The sequence below is a fragment of the Sphingobium sp. AP50 genome (assembly GCF_900109095.1).
Taxonomy (GTDB): domain Bacteria; phylum Pseudomonadota; class Alphaproteobacteria; order Sphingomonadales; family Sphingomonadaceae; genus Sphingobium.
Window position 1 is genome coordinate 105,019 of record NZ_FNYZ01000009.1, and the last position, 23,065, is coordinate 128,083.

22 protein-coding genes and 1 other RNA gene are annotated in these 23,065 nt (G+C 63.2%); 11 read left to right on the forward strand and 12 right to left on the reverse strand.

Annotation, left to right across the window (positions count from 1 at the left end):
- Positions 1 to 119 precede the first annotated feature (119 nt).
- Positions 120 to 776, forward strand: a complete 657-nt coding sequence (locus tag BMY84_RS15695; protein WP_093085096.1) for a prolyl hydroxylase family protein — start codon at positions 120 to 122, stop codon at positions 774 to 776.
- Positions 777 to 897: 121 nt separating this feature from the next.
- Here BMY84_RS15695 and BMY84_RS15700 read toward each other — a convergent pair whose 3' ends face one another.
- Entirely contained in the window at positions 898 to 1,665 is a 768-nt protein-coding gene (locus BMY84_RS15700; protein WP_093085098.1) for an NRDE family protein, read from the reverse strand.
- Between the two features lie 24 nt (positions 1,666 to 1,689).
- On the opposite strand from BMY84_RS15700, the gene ssrA reads away from it, so the two are divergent.
- The 10 genes from ssrA to glp all read left to right on the forward strand — a co-directional run bounded on the left by ssrA (position 1,690) and on the right by glp (position 12,697).
- Positions 1,690 to 2,050, forward strand: a transfer-messenger RNA (tmRNA) gene (ssrA, locus tag BMY84_RS15705).
- A gap of 331 nt (positions 2,051 to 2,381) precedes the next feature.
- A complete protein-coding gene (locus BMY84_RS15710; protein WP_093085099.1) occupies positions 2,382 to 2,765 on the forward strand; it encodes a hypothetical protein in 384 nt (127 codons plus the stop codon).
- 266 nt (positions 2,766 to 3,031) lie between these two features.
- Positions 3,032 to 4,627, forward strand: a complete 1,596-nt coding sequence (locus BMY84_RS15715) for a hypothetical protein (protein WP_093085101.1) — start codon at positions 3,032 to 3,034, stop codon at positions 4,625 to 4,627.
- 89 nt (positions 4,628 to 4,716) lie between these two features.
- Entirely contained in the window at positions 4,717 to 7,407 is a 2,691-nt protein-coding gene (locus BMY84_RS15720; protein ID WP_093085102.1) for a TonB-dependent receptor domain-containing protein, read from the forward strand.
- Positions 7,408 to 7,529: 122 nt separating this feature from the next.
- Complete coding sequence (locus tag BMY84_RS15725) at positions 7,530 to 8,120, forward strand: anthranilate synthase component II (RefSeq protein WP_093085104.1); 591 nt, start codon at positions 7,530 to 7,532, stop codon at positions 8,118 to 8,120.
- Positions 8,121 to 8,139: 19 nt separating this feature from the next.
- The gene (locus BMY84_RS15730) at positions 8,140 to 9,117 is read left to right on the forward strand and encodes a hypothetical protein (protein WP_143075061.1); all 978 of its coding nucleotides are present in this window, start codon (positions 8,140 to 8,142) and stop codon (positions 9,115 to 9,117) included.
- 157 nt (positions 9,118 to 9,274) lie between these two features.
- A complete protein-coding gene (trpD, locus tag BMY84_RS15735; RefSeq protein ID WP_093085107.1) occupies positions 9,275 to 10,267 on the forward strand; it encodes an anthranilate phosphoribosyltransferase in 993 nt (330 codons plus the stop codon).
- Positions 10,264 to 11,055: an indole-3-glycerol phosphate synthase TrpC gene (trpC, locus tag BMY84_RS15740; RefSeq protein ID WP_093085108.1), complete on the forward strand. Its 792-nt coding sequence runs from the start codon at positions 10,264 to 10,266 to the stop codon at positions 11,053 to 11,055. The genes trpD and trpC overlap by 4 nt, the downstream gene beginning before the upstream one ends.
- Entirely contained in the window at positions 11,052 to 11,522 is a 471-nt protein-coding gene (gene moaC, locus BMY84_RS15745) for a cyclic pyranopterin monophosphate synthase MoaC (protein ID WP_093085109.1), read from the forward strand. The genes trpC and moaC overlap by 4 nt, the downstream gene beginning before the upstream one ends.
- Positions 11,519 to 12,697, forward strand: a complete 1,179-nt coding sequence (gene glp, locus BMY84_RS15750; RefSeq protein WP_093085111.1) for a molybdopterin molybdotransferase MoeA — start codon at positions 11,519 to 11,521, stop codon at positions 12,695 to 12,697. The genes moaC and glp overlap by 4 nt, the downstream gene beginning before the upstream one ends.
- A gap of 1 nt (position 12,698) precedes the next feature.
- On the opposite strand, the gene aac(6') is transcribed toward glp, so the two are convergent.
- The 11 genes from aac(6') to nuoI are packed head-to-tail and all read right to left on the reverse strand — an operon-like array spanning position 12,699 to position 23,065.
- Positions 12,699 to 13,160 (reverse strand): aminoglycoside 6'-N-acetyltransferase, encoded by a 462-nt coding sequence (gene aac(6'), locus BMY84_RS15755; protein WP_093085112.1) that lies wholly within the window; start codon positions 13,158 to 13,160, stop codon positions 12,699 to 12,701.
- Positions 13,157 to 13,426, reverse strand: coding sequence for a DUF1467 family protein (locus BMY84_RS15760; protein WP_093085114.1), 270 nt, complete (start codon positions 13,424 to 13,426; stop codon positions 13,157 to 13,159). Before BMY84_RS15760 ends, aac(6') begins: the two co-directional genes overlap by 4 nt.
- 10 nt (positions 13,427 to 13,436) lie before the next feature.
- A complete protein-coding gene (locus BMY84_RS15765; RefSeq protein ID WP_093085115.1) occupies positions 13,437 to 15,074 on the reverse strand; it encodes a ribonuclease J in 1,638 nt (545 codons plus the stop codon).
- On the reverse strand, positions 15,074 to 15,853 hold the full coding sequence (locus BMY84_RS15770; protein WP_093085117.1) for a type III pantothenate kinase: 780 nt from the start codon (positions 15,851 to 15,853) through the stop codon (positions 15,074 to 15,076). Before BMY84_RS15770 ends, BMY84_RS15765 begins: the two co-directional genes overlap by 1 nt.
- Before the next feature lie 10 nt (positions 15,854 to 15,863).
- Positions 15,864 to 16,571: a biotin--[acetyl-CoA-carboxylase] ligase gene (locus tag BMY84_RS15775; protein WP_256215282.1), complete on the reverse strand. Its 708-nt coding sequence runs from the start codon at positions 16,569 to 16,571 to the stop codon at positions 15,864 to 15,866.
- Complete coding sequence (nuoN, locus tag BMY84_RS15780) at positions 16,568 to 18,004, reverse strand: NADH-quinone oxidoreductase subunit NuoN (protein ID WP_093085120.1); 1,437 nt, start codon at positions 18,002 to 18,004, stop codon at positions 16,568 to 16,570. The genes BMY84_RS15775 and nuoN overlap by 4 nt, the downstream gene beginning before the upstream one ends.
- Positions 18,004 to 19,551 (reverse strand): NADH-quinone oxidoreductase subunit M, encoded by a 1,548-nt coding sequence (locus BMY84_RS15785; protein WP_093085121.1) that lies wholly within the window; start codon positions 19,549 to 19,551, stop codon positions 18,004 to 18,006. The genes nuoN and BMY84_RS15785 overlap by 1 nt, the downstream gene beginning before the upstream one ends.
- Positions 19,551 to 21,626: an NADH-quinone oxidoreductase subunit L gene (gene nuoL / locus BMY84_RS15790; RefSeq protein ID WP_093085123.1), complete on the reverse strand. Its 2,076-nt coding sequence runs from the start codon at positions 21,624 to 21,626 to the stop codon at positions 19,551 to 19,553. The genes BMY84_RS15785 and nuoL overlap by 1 nt, the downstream gene beginning before the upstream one ends.
- A gap of 10 nt (positions 21,627 to 21,636) precedes the next feature.
- Positions 21,637 to 21,942 (reverse strand): NADH-quinone oxidoreductase subunit NuoK, encoded by a 306-nt coding sequence (nuoK, locus tag BMY84_RS15795; RefSeq protein WP_004211745.1) that lies wholly within the window; start codon positions 21,940 to 21,942, stop codon positions 21,637 to 21,639.
- A complete protein-coding gene (locus BMY84_RS15800; RefSeq protein WP_093011992.1) occupies positions 21,939 to 22,550 on the reverse strand; it encodes an NADH-quinone oxidoreductase subunit J in 612 nt (203 codons plus the stop codon). The genes nuoK and BMY84_RS15800 overlap by 4 nt, the downstream gene beginning before the upstream one ends.
- Before the next feature lie 29 nt (positions 22,551 to 22,579).
- Positions 22,580 to 23,065: an NADH-quinone oxidoreductase subunit NuoI gene (nuoI, locus tag BMY84_RS15805; RefSeq protein ID WP_056689625.1), complete on the reverse strand. Its 486-nt coding sequence runs from the start codon at positions 23,063 to 23,065 to the stop codon at positions 22,580 to 22,582.

Genomic DNA, 23,065 nt, shown 5'->3' on the forward strand with positions numbered 1-23,065 from the left:
TACTGGCGAATGACAGTTGTGTGACGGTAATATGACATGCATCGCACCCCTTGCATTTGCAAGGCTGAACGATAGCTGTGGCGACGTCTTAGCTGCACCATATCCCGGCAGGGCCCGTCATGACCGCAACCACCGCCATCACCGCTCCCGTCGCCATCGATGGCGATCCGCTTTTGATCGGCGCCCATCCGCGCATCCAGCGCGTGCCGAACAGGGATTTGACGCTCTTCATCCAGCGCAACTTCCTCACGGCGGAGGAATGCGCCGCGCTGGTCGATCGAATCGATACGCAGCGGCGCCCCTCCACGATCGCCGACGCCAATGGCGACACTTATTTCCGCACCAGCGAAACCTGCGACCTCGATCATAGCGACCCCTTCGTCGCCGCGATCAATGCGCGACTGGACGCCTTCGCCGGCATCGCCACCGCGCATGGCGAACCTATTCAGGGCCAGCGCTATGCCGTGGGGCAGGAATTCAAGGCGCACACCGACTATTTCGATCCCAAGGGCGCGGACTATCCCAAATATTGCGGCGTCGCGGGCAACCGCACCTGGACGCTGATGATCTATCTGGACGAACCGGCGGCGGGCGGCGCAACCCGCTTCACGAAGATCGGCAAGATGGTGCAGCCCGAAACCGGCAAGCTGCTCGCCTGGAATAATCGCCTGCCCGATGGCCAGCCCAACCCGGCCAGCCTCCACCACGGCATGAAGGTGCGCAGCGGCGTCAAGCACGTCATCACCAAATGGTATCGCGAACGCCCCTGGGGCTGAGCCGCGATAAAAACATCCTGAATCGTCATTGCGAGCGCAGCGAAGCAATCCACCAGTACGACATCGGATCGCTTCGCTGCGCTCGCAATGACGGCGTGGGTCAGAATAAAGTCATGCCGCTCTAACGCCCATTCGGCCAATCGAAGGCGATAATGGTTTCGCCCGCCTGCGCGCCACTCGCATCGAAGCGCTGTTCGAACATCTCGCCACGCCCGTCACGGTCGATCGCCACGATACTGCTGCACCGCGTGCCATAAAGTGGATGGCGAATGAAGATCGGCGACGACGCCGCTTCGTCCGGTGCATCGGATGGTGCATCCGGCACAATCCCCTCATCCGGAAGGACTTCCTGCCGCAAGGCATCGAACAGCATTTCGGGGCGCTTTGCTCCCGCCACCATCCAGCCCAGTAACGCCGCCTTGAGCGCCAGCGTCTTGGACCAAGGTGCATCCAAAGCACCATTGGACAAGCCATAGAGGCCCGGTGCGAGCATCGTGCGGACCGGCGTTGGCCGGTTGGTCAGGAAATGCGCGCCCGTCGCATTGATCAGGATCAGGTTGAATGGATTGAAATCGCCGATCGCCGCCTGCGCCGGATCGGCATAAAGGCCATTCCCTGCCAGCAAATCCGCCACCAGCGCCCCGCGCGACGCCCGATCGGAATCGGGGCCGCCATAACCCCGTAAATTGGTGACGATCGCCGCGCGCCCCTTCATCGACACGCCCAGCCATGTCCCACCCGACTGCAAATCGCGCCCGGCGATCACGCCGTTCCGATCCTCCCAGCGCGCCAGCGGCGCGGCCGGCCGGGCATGATATTCATCACGATTACCGATCAGGATCAGCCGCCAGCGTGGATGCGTATCCCATGCCATCGCCATGATGCACATTCTGTTCTCCGTTCCCGCCAGCAACGACTTGATAAAAGACCCGCGCCGCTCCATATAGGGCGTGCCGGGTTCGCCCGGCTATGGTGATAAATTATGTCGTGTAATAGACGCAGCGGACCCGGGGGCAGTACCCGGCGGTTCCACCACATACCCCGTTTCACGCCCTTCGGGCGGATGGCGGGGCCTCTGATGGGGCCGAACTAGGATCGACGTGTGTTCAAAGGCGATGTTTTTACCCGGCCCGTGTAAGCCGTTAAACTGTGCAAAACTCACAAGTGCCAACGATAACGAAGCACTCGCCATTGCAGCGTAATTGAGGGCCTCACGGCCTGACATTATACTAAAATAGCGCGGTTGAACCCACCGGGCAACAGAAGGGAATTCAGCGGCTTCCAGGGGCGCCGGGCAACAGAAGCCTCTGGACCTACCTGAAATAGCTATCGACCTTCCTCGCCCCGCCAGCGGAGTGAGAAGACGTACCCATTTCCGCGGCTCGCGAACCCACGGGCGCAATGGATGCGCATCCCGATTCGAATCGCGACGTGAAATCACAATTCATTCGATTACTCTTTTATGACATTCTCATGAAAAAATTATAAGTGTATGATTTTACACGTTAGAAAATCGTTTTCTGCGCACTCGATCGCCCTTGCCCGATTGTCATCAAGATGAAATACTTCCGGCTAAAGTAGGAAGTTTTTTTCGGGAGATTGTCGATGAAGAAAGTCGCGATGATGCTGGGTCTCGCTCTGGCCGCGATGACGCCGGGAATCGCCCAGGCCGCAGCGGAGGACGTCGTCGTCCTTGGCGTACCGGACGGCAATCTGGCCGCCAAGGCGCTGGTCGCCCGCGATTATGACGCCGCCGCGCGCAAGTTGCAGGCAATGTGGCCCGATGGCGCCAATGACGCCGCCCGCCTGATCAATCTGGGCAATGCCTATGCCGGCATGGGCCGCATGACCGCCGCCCGTGAAGCCTATCGCTCCGCGCGCTTCGCCCCCGAAACCACATTGGCGCTCGCCGACGGCAGCGAGGAATCCTCGCGCGCTATTGCTCAACGCGCCCTGAACCGCCTCAATCCGAGCTACGCAATGCGCTGATATCGCAACAGCATAGGTGCAGGGAGCAGGGCGTCGTCCGATAAGGACGGCGCCCTGCTCCCTGCACCCTTTACCATGTCATCAGATTGAAACTAAAGTCTTCAATCTGTCATTTTGACGACGCCATTTCGTCACAGAACCAAAACAAGCACGTCATTTGATGCGCCTAACTGCCGCTACCGAGGGCGACAGGGGGCGTTGTCCGATTCGAAATTCCCCTGCGCTCCGCATTCCAACAATCCCGGCCCAGCCGGAGCGGAGACGACATGGCCAAGATTAACCGTATCCACACGATCCTGATGGCGAGCTGCGCCTGCCTGGGCCTGAGCGCCTGCGGTGCCGACGACATCGCCTCGCCCGGTGAAGGCACGATCGTCATCCCGACCCCGACGCCCACGCCGACCCCCACGCCGACGCCGACCCCCACGCCGACCCCGACTGCGGTGACGCCGGCCGCGAGCTGCCCGACCATCGCCGGTTCGGACCAGTTCAGCGATCTGGGCACCATCACGGACGGCACCAACACCTGGCGCAACTGCGGCTTCCCCTCGCGCTTCAACAGCACGACGGCGATCGCCAAGACGACCGGCGTGATCTACTCGCTGCCCGGCCGCGTCGATGTCGGCACCGATCAGGGCGCTGCCAGCACCAACACGGTCACGCTCAATGTCGATCCGGGCGTGGTCGTCTTCGCCAGCACCGGCAACGCCTATCTGGCCGTCAACCGCGGTAACAAGATCAACGCCGTCGGCAGCGCCAGCGCGCCGATCATCTTCACCAGCCGTGAAAACGTCACCGGCGCCGCGACCGACCAGTCGTCGGGCCAGTGGGGCGGCATCGTGCTGCTCGGCCGTGCGAAGATCACCGACTGTCAGGCGCCTGCCGCCGCCGCCGGCACTACGGCTTGCGAACGCGACACCGAAGGTACCAGCAACGCCCTGTATGGCGGCGCGACCGACACCGACAGCTCGGGTCGCCTCAGCTATGTCCAGATCCGCTATTCCGGCTTCGTCCTGGCCGACGGCAAGGAATTGCAGGGCCTGACCCCCTCGGGCGTCGGCACCGGCACCGTCATCGACCACATCCAGGTTCACAACAGCTCGGACGACGGCATCGAAGCCTTCGGCGGCAGCGCGAACATGAAGTATCTGGTCCTGACCGGCAACGAAGACGATAATCTCGACACCGACGTCGGCTTCCGTGGCACCGCCCAGTTCGTCATCTCCGCCCAGCGCGAAGGTAACAATATCGGCGACACCTTCCTTGAAACCGACTCGAACGGTTCGGCCACCAACAGCAACGCCAGCGAAGACGCCCTGCCGCGCCAGTATCTGAAGGTTGCCAACTTCACCCACATCCAGCGTTCGAACACCGGCGACGACGGCGCGTCGATGCTGCTGCGCGGCGGCGCCGACCTGGCGCTGGTCAACGGCATCATCGTCAGCCCGAACCAGAGCTGCCTGCGCATCAACGGCGCTGCCGCGGTCCGCGACGCTGACACCACGCTTCAGGACGCCGGCAAGCCGCGCTACCTGTCGGTCGTGATGCAGTGCAACAGCACGCCGTTCAAGGGCACCGGCACGGGCGTCGACGCCGCTCTGGTCCAGTCGATCTTCACCGCCGGCGCGAACAGCAGCTATACCTACACCCCGTCGCTCACCAGCCTGTTCATCAACGGCGCGACCGAAACGGCCGTGACCGCGATCGATCCCAAGACGATCGACAGCGCCTTCACCACCACCGCCTATATCGGTGCGGTCAAGGACAGCAGCGACACCTGGTATGCCGGCTGGACCTGCAATTCGGTGACCGCCAGCTTCGGCAGCACCAGCGGCAACTGCACCGCCATCCCGACGACCTGATCGGACCCACGACCTCAACAGGGGCGGGGGAGCGTGCACTCGCTTCCCCGCCTTCTTTGCACTGATTTTTCCCAAGGGGGACTAATAGCATGTCGAAGCCGCTCAGCCTGGCGCGCCTGCTCCTGATTTCCACCGCGCTGGTCGCACCTATGGCGATGGCGCAGACCGACACCGCTTCCACACCCGCCGGTGATGCCGGCATGTCGACCACACCCAGCGCCGCCGATGAGGCCGCCGCGCAGGAAGGCAATGTCGACGTATCGATCCCCGGTTCCGACATCATCGTCACCGGTCGCCGCACCAGCAATATCTCGCAGGCCGCGCCGCAGGTGGTGAACGTCCTGTCCGCCGCCGACATCAAGCGCACAGGCGAAGGCGACATCGCCGGCTCGCTCCAGCGCGTCACCGGCCTGTCGGTCGTGTCGGGCGGCTATGTCTATGTGCGCGGCCTTGGCGATCGCTACTCGCTCGCCCTGCTGAACGGCTCGCCCCTCCCCAGCCCGGAACCGCTCAAGCGCGTCGTTCCGCTGGATATCTTCCCGACCAGCGTGATCGCATCGACCCTGGTGCAGAAGAGCTTCTCGGCCAACTTCCCCGGTGAATTCGGCGGCGGCGTCATCAACCTGACGACCAAGGCGATCCCGACCGAATCCTATCTGGAAATCGGCGGCGGCGTTGCCGGCAATACCGAAAGCTCGGGCCAGATGGGCTACACCTATTATGGCAGCAAGTCCGACTGGACCGGCTTTGACGACAGCTCGCGCGACGTACCGCCGCTGCTGAAGCAGGCCTTTGGTTCGGGCACGCCCTTCGCCAATATGGATCGCAGCGATCTTCAGGCGATGTCGATGCAGTTCCTGAACAGCGCGACTTCGGTCCTGCAACGGACCAACAGCCTGCCGTTCAACTTCTCCGGCTCGCTCAACGCCGGTACCGCGCTGGATATTGGCGACGCGCGCCTCGGCATCATCGCCACCGCTGGCTACAGCAACAAGTGGCGCACCCGCGACAATCTCCAGCAGGCTTCGCTCACCGTGTCGGAAGGCGCGGGCAAAAGCTATCATCAGGTCGTCACCGACAATCAGGTGACGGTCAACGGCCTGCTCGGCTTCGGTCTGGAATGGGGCGACCAGAAGGTTCGCTGGACCAACCTCTATATCCGCGACACCCTGAAGCGCGCCGCGCTGTCGGTCGGCCAGAATGACGGCCTGATCCAGGGCGCGGATTACATGACGCAGCAGACCGCCTGGTATGAACGCCAGTTGATCGACACCCAGTTCACCGGCGAATTCAAGTTCAGCGACGAACTCAGCCTCGATCTGCGCGGCGGCTATGCCAATTCGCAGCGCGAAGCCCCCTATGAGCGGGAATTCGTCTATGTCCGCTCCAACCGCGATCTGGAAACCGATCCGGTCGGCGATCGCTTCGTCAACGCGCTCAATCGTCAGCGCGGCGACGCCTCGGTCACATTCAGCGACCTGAACGAAGATCTGTGGTCGGGCGGCGCGGACCTCAGCTACAAGATTTCGCCCAAGTTCACGATCACCGGCGGCTATGCCTATACCGACACGAAGCGCACCTCGTCGCGCTACGAGCTGCATTTCGACGCCACCAACCTGCCGATCGCCGTGCAGCAGTTGCGCCCCGACTATCTGCTGTCGGACGGGACGATCCAGCTGTACGATCTGACCCTGCTCGACTTCTCGGGCAATTATCCGGTCTATGACGCCGCGATGCGCGTCCATGCCGGCTATGGTCAGGTGAAGGCGGAACTGTTCGATGGCCTCAGCATCGACGCCGGTGTCCGCTATGAAAGCGGCCGCCAGTCGGTGACGGGTGTTGACGTCTATTCGACCGGCGCAACCCCCTTCAACCAGATCAAGAATAACTATTGGCTGCCGGCCGTCACGCTGACCTATGATGTCGGCGGTGGCCTGCAATTCCGGGCTTCGGGGTCCAAGACCCTCGCTCGCCCGCAGTTCCGCGAACTGATCGCCCAGCCTTTCATCGACACCGACTCCAACCGCTTCTATCGCGGCAACCCCTATCTTCAGGATAGCGAGCTGTGGAATGCGGACGTTCGGGCCGAATGGTATATGGGCCGCGAAGAGCGTCTGACGGCCTCGGCCTTCTACAAGAAGATCAAGAACCCGATCGAAACCTATACCACGATCAGCGATACCTATGCGGTGACGACCAGCTTCGCCAACGCACCGGAAGCCACGCTTTATGGCGCCGAGTTCGAAGCGCAGAAATATATCCCGCTCGACAATTGGGATTCAGCCTTCTTCCAGACGCGCCGCATCGCGCTGATCGCAAACTACACCTATACCCAGTCAAAGCTGAAGGTCAGCGACGGCGACACTACCATCCCCTATACCTACACCACCGGCGATCTGCCGGCGGCGTCGGACTATTTCGTGGATGGCGCGCCGCTCACTGGCCAGTCGGACCATCTGGTCAACCTGCAACTCGGCCTGGAAGATACGGACAAGCTGTCGCAGCAGACCCTGCTGCTCACCTATGCCAGCCCCCGCGTCACCAGCCGTGGCCCGAACCTGCAACCCGACATCAAGGAAAAGCCGGGCCTGCAACTGGACTTCGTCGCGCGTCAGGGCATCACCCTGCCCGGCGGCATCAACAGCGAACTGAAATTTGAAGCCCGCAACATCACCGGCCGCAAATATCAGGAATTCCAGGAACAGGGCGGCACGAAGGTCTATTATAACAAGTACAAGCTGGGCACGACCATCGCCGCCTCGCTGACCGTCGCTTTCTGATCCCATCCGTAATCGCAAAGCAAAAGGGCCAGTCCGCCATGTGCGGGCTGGCCCTTTCGCCATTATACGCCAAAAGGGCGCGGCCCCTTCCCCCCGCCCCCATGTCGCGCTAAGGCTCTGTCATGATCCTCGTCATCGACAATTATGACAGCTTCACCTGGAACCTCGTCCATTATCTGATGGAGCTTGGCGCACAGGTGGAGGTCGTCCGCAACGACGCCATTTCGGCCGGACAGGCGCTGTCCAGCGGGGCGAAGGCCTTCCTGCTCTCGCCCGGCCCCTGCACACCCAATGAAGCAGGCGTCAGCCTGGATCTGGTCGCCGCCTGTGCCGACGCGGGTGCGCCGCTGCTCGGCGTATGCCTTGGCCATCAGGCGATCGGCCAGCATTTCGGTGGCAAGGTGGTGCGGGGCGGCCTGATGCATGGCAAGACCTCTCCGGTCAGCCATGACGGCACCGGCCTGTTCACCGGCCTGCCCTCGCCCTTCACCGCGACCCGTTATCATTCGCTGATCGTGGAAAATATCCCCGACACTTTGGTCGTCAACGCGACCAGCGAAGACGGCTCGGTCATGGGCTTCCGCCACGCGACGCTGCCGATCCATTCGGTGCAGTTCCACCCGGAAAGCATCGCCACCGAACATGGCCATGACATGCTGGCCAATTTCCTGCGCATCGCCGGCCTGCCGGTGCGGGAACGCGAAGCGGCCTGACCCGGCCATGCGGCGGCGATTGGCTTTTCTGATCGCCGCCGCGCTGCTGAACGTTGCGGGCGCAGCTTCAGCCAAATCCCCGGATCGCTGCTCTCCGGCGATAGCCAAATCCACGGACATAGAGACGATTCAGTCCAACTATCGCGACTGGGCCGGTCAATGCGTGCGGGTGCAGGGACTGGGTATCGATCGACATCTCTATGCCGACCGGCAGGCCCTGACCGAACACACCCCGCCTTTTGGTGAGGGCGCCCTTCGGTCGATCGTGCTGTATCCCAATAACAAGACAGGCCGCCTGCCTGAAAACCGCCCGCGAATGATCGAAGTGACCGGCCGTGTCGGCAGTTGTCAGGACGCGAATGATGCCATCGCCGAAATGCAGACTGGCGCACCGGACCAGATTATCATGGTAGGCGGCTACTGCCACACCTCCCTAGCCACCTATATCAGCCCGTCCCATATCCGGGTGATCGATCCGACACGGCCAGCACGCCTGACCGAAGCGGAAGTGCCGCCGGAACAGCGCGATATCATGGATGCGCCCACTGACTGGCCCGCACTTCCCGCTATGCGAGACACTGCCCACGCCCTGTTCAACGCGCTGGCAAAACGCGATCGGGCCGCCTTCGTTCGGCTGAGCGAGCCATATTATGATTGGCCGATACCGGCAAAGGAAGCGAAGCAGAATTTCGCCCGCCTAACCGCGCCCAAAGCCGCCTTCGCCCACGTGCCCGCCGCCACGCAACAGGAACGCGCCTTCACGGAGCGCCTGATGCCGGAGGAAGGCACGCCCTCCGGCCTGCTGCTCTGCCGCTGCAAGACATCGGACTGCACCGGCAAATGGCCCGCGCTGCGCCGCGATGCCGATAACCTGCCCGAGCGCCCCTATCTCTGCATCGCAGCGAACAACTATCTGCTGGGGCCAGGCAAAGCCACCGTCATTCAGGCGACCGCTCCTCTGGCAAAAGACGGCTTTGCCGAACCTTCCGCCCCATAATTGTCCTATCCCGGCAGGCAGGCCTATACTGCCCCTGCATCCATTGCGAATATAACTCAAATAGGAAATTATATGTCAGGATTTGCGGGAAATATGCGAAGTTAAGCGTGCGCGCCCCCTCGACACTGCCGCCCCCCGCCGACTAAGGCAGAGGGCGATGACCAGCCTGCCCGATCCTTCCGCACCGCTCTCCGCCGACGCCGCCGCCACGGCCTTCGACCTGCTGTTCGACGCCGATCTGCCGGAAGAGGATATCGCCGCCTTCCTCGTCACCATGGCCCGACGCGGCGAAACCGCGACCGAAATCGCCGCCGCCGCCCGCGCCATGCGCGCCCGGATGATCCCGGTCAGCGCCCCGGCCGGCGCGATCGACGTCTGCGGCACCGGGGGCGATGGCCATCACACGCTCAACGTCTCCACTGCCGTCAGCCTTGTCGTGGCGGCAGCCGGTGTCCCCGTCGCCAAACATGGCAACCGCGCCGCCTCGTCCAAGGCCGGGGCCGCCGATACGCTCGAAGCGCTGGGCCTCGACCTCGACAAGGCCGCCGCCACCGCCGAAGCGACCCTGACCGATCTCGGTATCTGCTTCCTCTTCGCGCAAAACTACCACCCGGCGCTCAAACGCCTCGGCCCGATCCGCAAGGCGATCGGCGAGCGTACCATCTTCAACCTGATGGGACCGCTCGCCAATCCGGCCAATGTCCGTCGCCAGCTCGTCGGCATCGCCCGCCCGGCCTATGTCCCCATCTATGCCGAAGCGCTCGCCGAACTGGGCGTCGATCGCGCCATGATCATCTCCGGCGACGAAGGGCTGGACGAACTGTCGCTGGCGGGCGGCAACGACATGGCCGAAGTGAAGGGCCATGACCTCGTCGCCATGCACCGCCTGACCGCCGCCGAACTCGGCCTTTCGACCCATCCGGTCGAAGCGATCCGGGGTGGCGACGCCGCCCATAACGCCGCTGCCCTGCGCGCCCTGCTGCAAGGCGAACCGGGGCCGTATCGCGATGCCGTGCTGCTGAACGCCGCCGCAGCCCTTGTCGTCGCGGACGCGGCCCATGATCTGCGCGAAGGCGTGGAGGAAGCCGCCGAAACCATCGATCGTGGCCTTGCCAACGCCCTTTTGAATTGCTGGATTGCCTATTCATGACCAACAAGCTCATCGAAATCTGCGACTTCAAGCGCGAGGACGTCGTCCGTCGCAAGGCCGCGACCAGCATCGCCGCGCTGCACGCCCGCGCCAGCGAACAGACGCCCCCGCGCGGCTTCCGCAAGGCGCTGGACGATTCCGCCCGCTCCGGCTTCGGCCTGATCGCCGAAGTGAAGAAGGCCAGCCCCTCCAAGGGCCTGATCCGCGCCGATTTCGATCCGCCCGCCCATGCACAAGCCTATGCCGCCGGCGGCGCGGCCTGCCTCTCGGTCCTCACAGACGAGCCCTATTTTCAGGGTCATGACGATTATCTGATGGCCGCCCGCTCCGCCTGCGCCCTGCCCGTGCTGCGCAAGGATTTCCTGGTCGATCCCTGGCAGGTGCTGGAAAGCCGCGCACTCGGCGCCGACGCCATCCTGATCATCGTCGCCGCATTGGACGACGGCCAGATGCAGGAGATCGAGGACGCGGCCCTTGGTTTGGGCATGGACGCCCTGATCGAAGTGCATGACGAAGCCGAACTGGAACGCGCACTCGAACTCCGCTCGCGCCTGATCGGCGTCAACAACCGCGACCTGCGCGACTTCACCGTCGACTTCGCCCGCACCTATGAACTGGTGGGCAAGGCACCCGAAGGCTGCACCTTCGTCGCCGAAAGCGGCCTTGGCAGCCATGCCGATCTCGTCGCCATGGCCGACCATGGCGTCCGCTGCTTCCTGGTCGGCGAAACGCTGATGCGTCAGGCCGATGTCGAGGCGGCGACGCATAACCTCCTGACCGGGCAATGACCGGCCTCACCCATCTGGACGAGGATGGCGCGGCGCGCATGGTCGATGTCGGTGCCAAGGCGGTGACGGCGCGCGAAGCCGTCGCCACCGGCCGCATCGATATGAGCGGGGAAGCCGCCAAAGCAATCGCGGATGGGCTGGTCAAGAAGGGCGACGTCCTCGCCGTGGCGCGGGTCGCCGGCATCATGGCGGCCAAGAAGACCGCCGATCTCATCCCGCTCTGCCACCCGATCGCGCTCAGCGCCGTGACGGTCGATTTCGATCTGGATGGCAACGGCGTCACCGTCACCGCCACCGCCCGCACCGCCGGCCAGACCGGGGTCGAAATGGAGGCACTAACCGCCGCTTCGGTCGCGCTGCTGACCGTCTATGACATGGCCAAGGCGCTGGACAAGGGGATGATCATCGGCGGCGTCCGCCTGATCGCCAAGAGCGGCGGCAAGTCCGGCGACTGGCGCGCCGCATGAGCCTCCTCCCGGTCGCCGACGCACAGGTGCGACTCTTCGCCCTTGCCCGCCGCCTTCCGGTCGAAACCGTGCCGATCGCTCAGGCAGCCGGTCGCTGGCTGGCGCAAGATGTGCTGGCACTGCGCAACCAGCCCTGGGCCGCCCTCTCCGCCATGGACGGTTATGCCGTGCGCGCCGCCGAACATCCCGGCCCCTGGCGCGTCACAGGCGAAAGCGCCGCCGGATCAGCCGACCTTGCCCCGCTCGCCCCCGGTGAAGCGATGCGCATCTTCACCGGCGCGCCCTTGCCAGCCGGTGCCGACGCCATCCTGATCCAGGAAAATGCCACGCGAGACGGCGACAGCCTGACCGCCAGCGGCGATCCCCTGCCCGCCGGTCGCCATATCCGCGCCGCCGCATCGGACTTTGCGCGGGACAGCCTGCTGCTCAAAGCCGGTACGCCTCTCGGCCCCGCCCAGATCGCCCTTGCCGTGCTGGGCGGCCATGGCCAGTTGCCGGTCGTCGCCCGACCAAAGGTCGCGCTGCTTTCCACCGGCAATGAACTGGTCGCCCCCGGCCTGCCCACGCCCCCCGGCGTCCTGCCCTCGTCCAATGCGCCGATGCTGGCCGCCATGCTCGCAACGCTGCCCTGCGACGTCATCGACCTCGGTATCGTGCCCGACGATCTGGACGCCATGGTCTCCGCGCTGGAACAGGCGGCACAGGCCGACATCATCGTCTCCACCGGCGGCGCGTCAGTCGGCGACCATGATCTGGTGCGCCCCGCCTTCCTTCAGGCCGGCGGCTCGCTCGATTTCTGGAAGATCAGGATGCGCCCCGGCAAGCCACTAATGGCCGGTCGCCTGAACGACGCCCTGTTTCTGGGCCTCCCCGGCAATCCGGTATCTGCCTTCGTAACCGGCACCCTGTTCCTGCTGCCGCTGGTCCGCCATATCTGCGGCGCCGCCCATCCGCTGCCCCTGACGGGTGAAGCCACACTAGCCGCGCCGCTCCCGGCCACCGCCGAACGGGACGATTATCTGCGCGCCTTCCGCAGTCCGGATGGCATCGTTTCCGTCACCTCGCAGGACAGCGCCGCCACCGCCGCCATGGCACAGGCCGATTGCCTGATCCTGCGTCCCGCCGGATCGCCCGAAGCGCGTTCCGGCGACCGGGTGACGATCCTGCCGCTCTGATCTATTCGATCATCCGGCGGAAATAGACGACCCGCTCCGTCTCGACAAAGCCGATCGCCGCATGAAAATCATGGCTGGCCTGATTGGCCAGATTGGCGTCGGACGCCATTTCGGTGCAACCCCGGCCCTTGCCCCAATCCATCACCGCATCGGCCAGCGCCCGCGCCGCGCCGCTCAGCCGCGCCGACGGCTCGACATAGATGCCCTCCAGAAACAGTACCGGGCTGCTATCGCACCCATTCACATAATCATGCCGCAGCGTCGCTTCGGCAAAGCCGATAGGCTCCCCCGCCACATCGATCGCCAACAGGGACAGAGCGTCGGCTCCGCCTTCGCGCAGCATCGCCAATATCTCGTCCCGATGCTCGTCGATCAGCCCGTCCGGCCACAGCGCATGCCGCATCAGCGCCCATCGTTCGACATGGGCGGCCTCCGCCCGAACGATGCGCACAACTGCGCTCATCGCCCCGAATGATAGCCCGGCAACATGTCCAGCGTCACCCAGCCCTGCACATAATTGGCATAATAGAGGGCGAAGAGTGCGGCCGACAGGATCGTCGCCCGCAACGCCACCCGGCCGGGCCGGAAATTGCTGGGCGCGCTGTCCGCCTGTCCCCGCAGCAACACCTCCCCGGTTTCATCGGGAGTGCGAATGCCGAAGGGCAGCATGATGAAGGCGCTGATCACCCACATCAGGAAATAGATGGCGAAGACAGCGTACCAGTTCATGACGACCTGATTAGGCGCGGATGAGCAAAACGTCCACTATCGGCTTCTTGCCCGTCCAGCGGGTCGCGGTGCGCCGAACGGCGAGGCGGACACGCTCCCGCAGAGCATCGTCTTCCATCGATCCCTTGCTGATCACGGCAGCAGCCTCATCGGCCGCCTCCGCCAGAAATGCCGCCTTATCCTCTTCCACCGGCACGCCCTGCGTGCGCAGCGCCGGATCGCCGATCAGCTTGCCCTTGCGGTCGATCGCCACGGCGACGCTGATCTGGCCATGCAGGCCCAGCTTGCGCCGTTCGTTCATGGTCGATCCGTCAGCCGGCAGGATGACGTCGCCGTCCAGCACCAGCCGGCCGGTATCTTCCTGACCGATAATCTGCGGCGTACCCGGCGCAAGGCGCAGCACATCGCCATTGGACTGGACCACCGCATGGCGCAGGCCGCTGGCAAGGCCCAGACGCGCCTGCTCCGCCATATGCCGCCGCTCGCCATGGACCGGCAAAAGGATTTCGGGCCGTATCCAGCGATACATCGCTTCCAGTTCCGGACGGCCGGGATGGCCCGACACATGGACTTCGGCCTGCCGGTCCGTGACCATCAGAATATTCTTGGCCGCCAGCGCATTCTGGATGCGGCCGATGGCGATTTCATTGCCGGGGATCTGCTTGGAGGAAAAGACGACCGTGTCGCCTTCCGCCAGCTTGATCGGATGGCTGTCGAACGCGATGCGCGATAGTGCGGCCCGCGCCTCACCCTGCCCGCCGGTGGCCACGATCATCACGTCTCTGCGGGGCAACGCCATGGCGTCGTCCCAATCGATCATCGGCGGAAAGTCCTTCAGATAGCCCGCCGCCTTGGCGGTGCTGATGATCCGATCGAGCGAACGACCAGCAACGCACAGCTTGCGCCCGGTGGCCACCGCTACCTCGCCCAGCGTCTGCACGCGCGCGGCGTTCGACGCAAAGGTCGTCACCAGCACGCGCCCCTTGGCGCTGGCGATAGTCTGCATCAGCCCTTCGCGCACGTCGCTTTCGGAGCCGCTGGCTTCGGGGTTGAAGACATTGGTGCTGTCGCACACCAGCGCCAGCACGCCTTCGTCGCCGATCGCGGTCAATTCCGCCGGGGTCGACGGTTGGCCAAGCAAAGGCTGCTCGTCCAGCTTCCAGTCGCCGGTGTGGAAGATGCGGCCATGCGGCGTGTCGATCAGGACGGCATTGCCCTCCGGGATCGAATGGGCCAACGGCACATAACGGAAGCCGAACGGGCCGAGATTGAAGCTGCCTTCATTCTCGATGACGTGCAGCTTGACGTCCTTAGTAAGGCCCTCTTCCTCCAGCTTCAGCCGGATCAGACCTGCGGTAAAGGGCGTAGCATAGAGCGGCACGCCCAGATCGGCGGCCAGATAGGGGATGGCGCCGATATGATCTTCATGCCCATGCGTCAGCACGATACCGAGCAGGTCGTCCTTGCGTTCTTCGATGAAGGACAGGTCGGGCAGGACCAGTTCCACGCCCGGATAGGCCGGATCGGCAAAGGTCAGGCCCAGATCGACCATCACCCATTTGCCCTGGCAACCGTATAGATTGACGTTCATGCCGATCTCGCCCGACCCGCCCAGGGCTAGAAAGAGCAGCTCATCCTTGGGTATCATTATGTTCTCAAACTCCGTTCGTACAACAGCGCCAATCCCTGAATGGTCAGGTCCGGCGCGATCGCATCGAAAATATCACTATTGTCGTCAAAAAGGACGGCCAGGCCGCCCGTCGAAATTACCTTGGCCGGGCGGCCGATTTCCGCGCGAATCCGCGCGACCAGCCCTTCCATCATGGCCACATAGCCCCAGAATACACCGATCTGCATCGCATCGACCGTGGTGCGCCCGATGACCGACCGGTTCTCCGGCGGCTCGATCGCGATCTTGGGCAGCTTCGCCGCCGCCGCGACCAGCGCATCCAGCGACAGGTTGATCCCCGCTGCGATGATGCCGCCTTTATAAGCGCCGCTATAATCCACCACGTCGAATGTGGTCGCCGTGCCGAAATCGATGACGATCAGATCGCCCGGATAAAGATGGTGGGCGGCGATGGCGTTTACAACCCGGTCCGCCCCCACCGACGCCGGCTCCGCCACGTCCAGTTCGATGCCCCAGTCGACCGGTGCTTGTCCCGCGACAAGGGCCGTGGTCTTGAAATATTTGTCGGCCAGCACCTGAAGATTATGGAGCGCCCGCGGCACCACTGTAGCGATGATGACGGCATCGACATCGGCCATCGCATAACCCTCCAGCTGGAGAAGCTGGTGCAGCCAGACCGCATATTCGTCCGCCGTGCGGCGCGGGTCCGTCGCGATCCGCCAGCGCGTGCGGATGTCCCGCCCGTCGAGCAGCGCAAAAACGACATTGGTGTTGCCCGCGTCGATCGCGAGAAGCATGGCCCGTCCTTCAGGTCAGAATGATGTCGCCGGCGTGAATGGCACGGCTATCGCCATTCGCCAAGCGCAGGATCAACATGCCTTGCCGGTCGAGCGTATCGAACTGGCCCTCGACCACCTCGCCATCCGGCTGAACCACCCGCATGGCGGTGCCGATAGGATGAGCATTCAGCAACCAATGGGCGCGAACGGGATCGAGCCCCTGCGCCCGCCAGATGCCGAGCCAATGGGCAAAAAGCTGCGCCAGCCGTTCGAGCAGCGCGCCAGCCTCCGCATCCTTGCTCCCCTGCCCGAACAGGCTGGTCACGGGGCGATCCAGATCGGTGGGATGATCGGTCACATTGATGCCGATGCCGATGACGATGGCGTCGCCAACCCGCTCCAACAGGATGCCGGCGATCTTGGCGCCATCGACCAATATGTCATTGGGCCATTTGATCCGCGCCTGTCCGGCGCAGAGTGGCGCGACCAGCGCGTGGACCGCATTGGCGGCGACCAGCGCCAGCGTATGCGGCAGCGGATCGTGCGTGCCGATCCGGACCAGCGTGGAGCAATAGAGATTGCCGGTCGGGCTTTCCCAGACGCGGCCCAAGCGGCCCCGTCCTCCGGTCTGGCGGCCGGCGCGCAGCCAGCAGCCCTCCGATACACCTTGCTCCACCAATGCGAACATGTCCGCATTGGTGGAGCCGGTTTCCTCTACGAAGAGAAGATTTGTCAGAAGAGCGACGCCGCAGCGGCAGCGCTCGCCTGATCCAGTACGGGGTTCAGCAGATAACCCAGCAGGATCACCACGGCACAGGCCGTCAGGATGACATTCTCAACCGCGCCGCCCTTCGCTTCGAAGCTGATGGTCGGCTCGTCGAAATACATCGTCTTGATGATCTTGAGATAATAGAAGGCGCCGATCACCGACATTGCGATACCGAATGCGGCCAATGCCGTCAGACCCGAAGCCACGGCGGCGTCGAACACCAGGAACTTTGCCCAGAAGCCGAACAGCGGCGGAATACCGGCCATCGAGAACATGAAGATGGCAAGCGCTGCGGCCAGTCCCTTGCGCGACTGCGACAGGCCAGCGAGGCTTGCGATCGCCTCGATCGGCTTGCCGTCCGCATCGCGCATCTGCAGGATGCAGGCGAACCCACCGATGGTCATGACGACATAGATCGCCATATAGCTCATCGTCGCAGCAGCACCGGCGGGCGTGCCGCCGGCAAGACCGACCAGCGCGAAGCCGACATTGTTGATCGACGAATAGGCCATCAGGCGCTTGATGTTGGTCTGGCCGATAGCCGCAACCGCGCCAAACAGGATGGAAGCCAGCGCGACGAAGATCACGATCTGCTGCCAGTCCAGACCGGCCGGACCCAGCGCCTCGATCGCGACACGAACGGTCAGGCCGATCGCAGCGACCTTGGGCGCGCTGCCGAAGAAGGCGGTTACCGGGGTCGGCGCACCTTCATAGACGTCGGGCGTCCACATGTGGAACGGTACGGCGCTGATCTTGAATGCCAGACCCGACAGCAGGAAGACGAGGCCGAACAGTTCGCCCTTCGACACGCCGTCGCCCATGGCAACCGCGATACCATCGAACGCGGTGGTGCCGGTGAAGCCATAGAGCAGCGCCGAGCCATAGAGCAGGATGCCGCTCGCCAGCGAACCGAGCACGAAATATTTCAGGCCCGCTTCGGAAGAGCGTTCGTCCTGGCGCATGAAGCTGGCCAGCACATAGGAGGCAAGGCTGTTCATCTCCAGGCCGACATAGAGCGTCAGCAGGTCGCCCGCGGACACCATCATGCCCATGCCGATGGCGGCGAACAGGATCAGCACCGGGTATTCGGGGCGAGGACGCCCGCCGACCGAGAAGAAGCGCGGGGCCAGCAGGATCGCGGCGGCGGCCGCGACATAGATCAGGCCCTTGGCAAAGGCGGAGAAAGCATCGGCGCGAACCAGACCGTCAAAGGCGTCCGGGCCGTGAGCCAGCGAGCAAGGCAGAGCCAGACCCGCACCGATCAGGACCAGAACCGAGAGCCAGTTTACCAGCCGGGCCGAATTGTCACCGCCGAAAGCGGCGACAAGCATCAGGATCAGGCCACCCGCCGTCAGGGTGAGTTCCGGCAGGACCGCCAGAAGGGAAGCGGAGTCAATCATCAGTGCGCCTCCCCGTGCGCGGCAGCTTCTTCGTGATGGCCCTCGCCCGCAGGCTTGGGCGCACCCATCTTGATCTTGGAATCTCCTGCGGGAGCCGCAGGGGCGAGACGCGCTTCAAGCGCATGGATGTCGGCGCGCATCGGAGCCAGGAAGCTCTCGGGATAGACGCCCATCCACAGGGTGGCCGCAGCCAGCGGTGCCAGCAGAGCGATTTCACGCACCGACAGGTCGGGCATCGCGGCGGCATCGGCATTCACCTGATCGCCGTAACAGATGCGGCGATAGAGGTAGAGCATATAGGCCGCACCCAGGATGATGCCGGTGGTGGCGACCAGCGCGACCCAGCTCGAAGCCTGATAGATGCCCATCAGCGACAGGAATTCGCCGACGAAGTTGGACGTGCCCGGCAGACCGACCGAAGCCATCGTGAACAGCAGGAACAGCACCGCATATTTGGGCATGTTGATGCTGAGGCCGCCATAGCGGTTGATCTCACGGGTGTGCAGGCGGTCATAGATGACGCCGACGCACAGGAACAGCGCGCCCGACACCAGACCATGGCCCAGCATGACCATCATCGACCCTTCGATGCCCGCCTGATTGAAGGCGAACAGGCCGACGGTCACGATCGCCATATGCGCGACCGACGAATAGGCGATCAGCTTCTTCATGTCCGACTGAACGAGGGCAACGAGGCTGGTATAGACCACCGCGACCATCGACAGACCCCAGACAAGCCAGGCGAACTGGGCCGAGGCTTCCGGGAACATCGGCAGCGAGAAGCGGATGAAGCCATAGCCACCCATCTTCAGCAGCACGCCAGCCAGAATGACCGAACCGGCGGTCGGCGCCTGAACGTGCGCGTCGGGCAACCAGGTGTGGACCGGCCACATCGGCATCTTCACCGCGAAGCTGGCAAAGAAGGCGAGCCACAACCAGGTCTGGACATGCGGATCGAAATTATAGCCCATCAGGACCGGAATTTCGGTCGTGCCGGCTTCATGCACCATCCACATCATCGCGATCAGCATCAGGACCGAGCCGAGCAGCGTGTAGAGGAAGAATTTGTACGAAGCGTAGATACGATCCGCGCCGCCCCAGATGCCGATCACCAGATACATGGGGATCAGGCCGGCTTCGAACATGATGTAGAAGAGGTAGAGATCCTGCGCCGCGAAGACGCCGATCATCAGCACCTCCATCAGCAGGAACGCCGCCATATATTCCGGCACACGCTTCTGAATGGCTTCCCAGCTTGCGCCGATACAGATCGGCATCAGGAAGACGGTGAGCGCGATCAGCATCAGGGCGATGCCGTCGATACCCAGCGCCCAGGCAAAGCGCCCGAAGATGGGATAATATTCCTGGAACTGCCATTGCAGCCCGCCCTGGTCGAAATTCACCCAGAGCGCGATGCCCAGCACCAGATCGACCAGCGTGGCGATCAGGGCTATCCAGCGCGCGCCACTGGCGCCTGCGAAGAGACAGGCGATGGCCCCGGCCATCGGCACTGCCATCATCAGGGAAAGGATGGGGAAGCCGTCCATTATCGTGTCATCGCCCAGGTTGCAGCCGCGGCGAGCCCGATGAGCATCACCAGCGCATAGGTGTAGAGGTAGCCGGACTGAAGCCGACGGGTGATCTTGTTGCCCTGCACGACCAGAGCAGCCAGCCCGTTGGGGCCGAAGCGGTCGATGAAGCCGACGTCACCAAACTTCCAGAAGAAGCGCCCGATGGCGAAGGCAGGCTTGACGAACAGGAAGTTGTACAGCTCGTCGAAGTACCACTTGTTCAGCAGGAACTGGTACAGGGCACCGAAGGTCGCGACGAAGCGCTGCGGCCAGTCGGTATTCTTGATGTAGGCCAGCCATGCGATCAGCAGACCGGTCAGCATCACGGTGAACGGACCGAACTTGACCCAGGTCGGCACTTCATGCGCCGCATGCATCAGGTGGCTGTCGAAGAAGAGCGCGCCCTTCCAGAATTCCACGCCACCTTCCGGACCGATGAACTGGTCGTGGAAGACGAAGCCGGCGAACACCGCCCCCAGGCTGAGCACCAGCAGCGGCACCAGCATGACCAGCGGGCTTTCGTGCGGGTGATACCCGCCCGTGCCATCGCCTGCATCATGGGCATGATGATCGTCATGACCGTGACCATGATCATGGGCGGCATGCGCATGATCGTCATGGCCGTGATCGTCATGACCATGGCCATGGGCGTCATGCAGCGCATGCTGGATATGTTCGGACTGGGTCCAGCGCGGCTTGCCGAAGAAGGTGAGGAACACCAGGCGCCAGCTGTAGAAGCTGGTCAGCAGCGCGGCGAACACGCCGACATAATAGGCGCCAACGCCCGGGCCACCGGCCGCGAAGGCCGCTTCAAGGATGCCGTCCTTCGAATAGAAGCCGGCAAAACCGACGCCCACCAGCGGGATACCGACGCCAGTGATGGCAAGGGTGCCCAGCGTCATCGTCCAGAAGGTGATCGGGATGCTCTTACGCAGGCCACCATAATAACGCATGTCCTGCTCATGGTGCATCGCATGGATGACCGAGCCGGCGCCCAGGAACAGCAGCGCCTTGAAGAAAGCGTGCGTGAACAGGTGGAACATCGCCGCGCCATAGGCGCCAACCCCCGCCGCGAAGAACATATAGCCCAGTTGCGAACAGGTCGAATAGGCGATCACGCGCTTGATGTCGGTCTGCACCGTGCCGACGGTAGCCGCGAACAGACAGGTCGCGGCACCGACATAGGTGACGACATGCATCGCCGTTTCCGACGTTTCGAACATGGGCGACAGGCGGCAGACCATGAAGACGCCGGCGGTGACCATGGTCGCCGCGTGGATCAGCGCCGACACCGGGGTCGGGCCTTCCATCGCGTCCGGCAACCAGGTGTGCAGGCCAAGCTGCGCCGACTTGCCCATGGCGCCGACGAACAGCAGCAGGCAGAGCACGGTCATGGTGTCGAAACGATAGCCGAGGAAACCAATGGTCGAACCGGCCATCGAAGGCGCGGCGGCCAGGATTTCCGGGATCGAGATGGTGTTGAACACCAGATAGGTGCCGAAAATACCCATCATGAAGCCAAGGTCGCCGACGCGGTTGACAACGAATGCCTTAATCGCGGCCGCGTTTGCACTCGGCTTACGGAACCAGAAACCGATCAGCAGGTACGAGGCCAGACCCACGCCTTCCCAGCCGAAGAACATCTGAAGCAGATTGTTCGCGGTCACGAGCATCAGCATCGCGAAGGTGAAGAGCGAGAGATAGGCGAAGAAGCGCGGCTGATCCGGCTCTTCGTCCATATAGCCCCAGCTATAGAGGTGGACGAGGCTGGAAACGCTGGTGATGACCACCAGCATGACCGCCGTCATCGTATCGACGCGCAGCGCCCACTGGGCATCGAAGCTGCCGCTTTCGATCCAGGTGAACAGCGGCGTCACCGTCGCTTCGGCATGGCCGGTCAGGAAAGGAATGAAGGTCACCCAGCTCAGCGCGCAAGCAATGAACAGCGCGCCGGTCGTGACGATCTTTGCGGGCAGCTTGCCAAGGGCCTTGTTGCCAAGGCCGGCAATGGCAGCAGCCAGCAGCGGAAGAAGGACGATATACTGAATCATGTCAGGAGGCTCAGCCCTTCATCCGGTTGACATCGTCGACGGCGATGGTGCCGCGACCACGGAAGTAAATGACGAGGATGGCGAGGCCGATGGCCGCTTCACCCGCCGCGACGGTCAGCACGAACATCGAGAAGACCTGGCCCACCAAATCGCCCAGGAAGGCGCTGAAGGCGACGAGGTTGATGTTCACGCTGAGGAGGATCAGCTCGATCGCCATCAGGATGATGATGACATTCTTGCGGTTGATGAAGATGCCCAGCACCCCCATCACGAAGAGGATGGCGCTGACCACCATATAATGTTGAAGGCCGATCACAGCTCCACCCCCTGCCCTACGGGCTGATTGATGTTGCGCACGGCGTCCTGCGGACGACGGCGGTTCTGCTTGGCGACATTCTGGCCCTTCACGCCACCCCGTGCCCGATGCGTCAGGACGATCGCACCGATCATCGCAACCAGCAGGACAATGCCTGCCGCTTCGAACAGGAAGATATAGCGGGTGTAGAGAAGGCCACCGATCGCCTGGATATTGCTCAGTTCCGGGTTAACCGGCGCGGCACGCTGCGCCAGTTCGATCGGACCGACGCTCCACAGGCCGATGCCAAGGACGATTTCCGCCAGCAGCACCGCCGCGATCAGCAGGCCGAAGGGCAGATAGCTGACGAAACCGGCGCGCAGTTCGGCGAAGTCGATGTCGAGCATCATGACGACGAACAGGAACAGCACCGCGACCGCACCGACATAGACGATGACAAGCAGCATCGCGATGAATTCGGCGCCGAGCAGGATCATCAGACCGGCAGCGTTGAAGAAGGCCAGGATCAGCCAGAGGACCGAATGGACCGGGTTGCGCGACAATATCGTGAGCGCGCCGCTGCTCACCACCAAAATGGCGAACAGGTAGAAGGCGAGGACGTGGATCACAGGTTCATATTCCCTTTGACGCCGGCGGCTTAACGATAGGGTGCATCAGCGGCAAGGTTCGCGGCGATAGCACGCTCCCACTTGTCACCGTTTTCCAGGAGCTTGGCCTTGTCGTAGATCAGCTCCTCGCGGGTTTCGGTCGCGAACTCGAAGTTCGGGCCTTCCACGACCGCATCCACCGGGCAGGCTTCCTGACAGAAGCCGCAATAGATGCACTTGGTCATGTCGATGTCATAGCGCGTGGTACGGCGGCTGCCATCGTCGCGCGGCTGCGCCTCGATGGTGATCGCCTGCGCCGGACAGATGGCCTCGCACAGTTTGCACGCGATGCAGCGCTCTTCCCCATTGGGATAGCGGCGCAGCGCATGTTCACCACGGAAACGCGGCGAAATCGGGTTCTTCTCATAGGGATAGTTGATCGTCGCCTTGGGCTTGAAGAAATACTTCAAGGTCAACCAATGCGCCTTCACGAACTCCCAGAGGGTGAAGCTTTTGACGTAATAGCCAAGGCTCAT

Excerpts from the sequence above, each read along its gene's own strand:
- BMY84_RS15695 (WP_093085096.1), top strand. The coding sequence starts at position 120 with ATGACCGCAACCACCGCCATCACCGCTCCCGTCGCCATCGATGGCGAT.
- BMY84_RS15700 (WP_093085098.1), bottom strand. The coding sequence starts at position 1,665 with ATGTGCATCATGGCGATGGCATGGGATACGCATCCACGCTGGCGGCTG.
- BMY84_RS15710 (WP_093085099.1), top strand. The coding sequence starts at position 2,382 with ATGAAGAAAGTCGCGATGATGCTGGGTCTCGCTCTGGCCGCGATGACG.
- BMY84_RS15715 (WP_093085101.1), top strand. The coding sequence starts at position 3,032 with ATGGCCAAGATTAACCGTATCCACACGATCCTGATGGCGAGCTGCGCC.
- BMY84_RS15720 (WP_093085102.1), top strand. The coding sequence starts at position 4,717 with ATGTCGAAGCCGCTCAGCCTGGCGCGCCTGCTCCTGATTTCCACCGCG.
- BMY84_RS15725 (WP_093085104.1), top strand. The coding sequence starts at position 7,530 with ATGATCCTCGTCATCGACAATTATGACAGCTTCACCTGGAACCTCGTC.
- trpD (WP_093085107.1), top strand. The coding sequence starts at position 9,275 with ATGACCAGCCTGCCCGATCCTTCCGCACCGCTCTCCGCCGACGCCGCC.
- trpC (WP_093085108.1), top strand. The coding sequence starts at position 10,264 with ATGACCAACAAGCTCATCGAAATCTGCGACTTCAAGCGCGAGGACGTC.
- moaC (WP_093085109.1), top strand. The coding sequence starts at position 11,052 with ATGACCGGCCTCACCCATCTGGACGAGGATGGCGCGGCGCGCATGGTC.
- glp (WP_093085111.1), top strand. The coding sequence starts at position 11,519 with ATGAGCCTCCTCCCGGTCGCCGACGCACAGGTGCGACTCTTCGCCCTT.
- BMY84_RS15760 (WP_093085114.1), bottom strand. The coding sequence starts at position 13,426 with ATGAACTGGTACGCTGTCTTCGCCATCTATTTCCTGATGTGGGTGATC.
- BMY84_RS15765 (WP_093085115.1), bottom strand. The coding sequence starts at position 15,074 with ATGATACCCAAGGATGAGCTGCTCTTTCTAGCCCTGGGCGGGTCGGGC.
- BMY84_RS15770 (WP_093085117.1), bottom strand. The coding sequence starts at position 15,853 with ATGCTTCTCGCGATCGACGCGGGCAACACCAATGTCGTTTTTGCGCTG.
- nuoN (WP_093085120.1), bottom strand. The coding sequence starts at position 18,004 with ATGATTGACTCCGCTTCCCTTCTGGCGGTCCTGCCGGAACTCACCCTG.
- BMY84_RS15785 (WP_093085121.1), bottom strand. The coding sequence starts at position 19,551 with ATGGACGGCTTCCCCATCCTTTCCCTGATGATGGCAGTGCCGATGGCC.
- nuoL (WP_093085123.1), bottom strand. The coding sequence starts at position 21,626 with ATGATTCAGTATATCGTCCTTCTTCCGCTGCTGGCTGCTGCCATTGCC.
- nuoI (WP_056689625.1), bottom strand. The coding sequence starts at position 23,065 with ATGAGCCTTGGCTATTACGTCAAAAGCTTCACCCTCTGGGAGTTCGTG.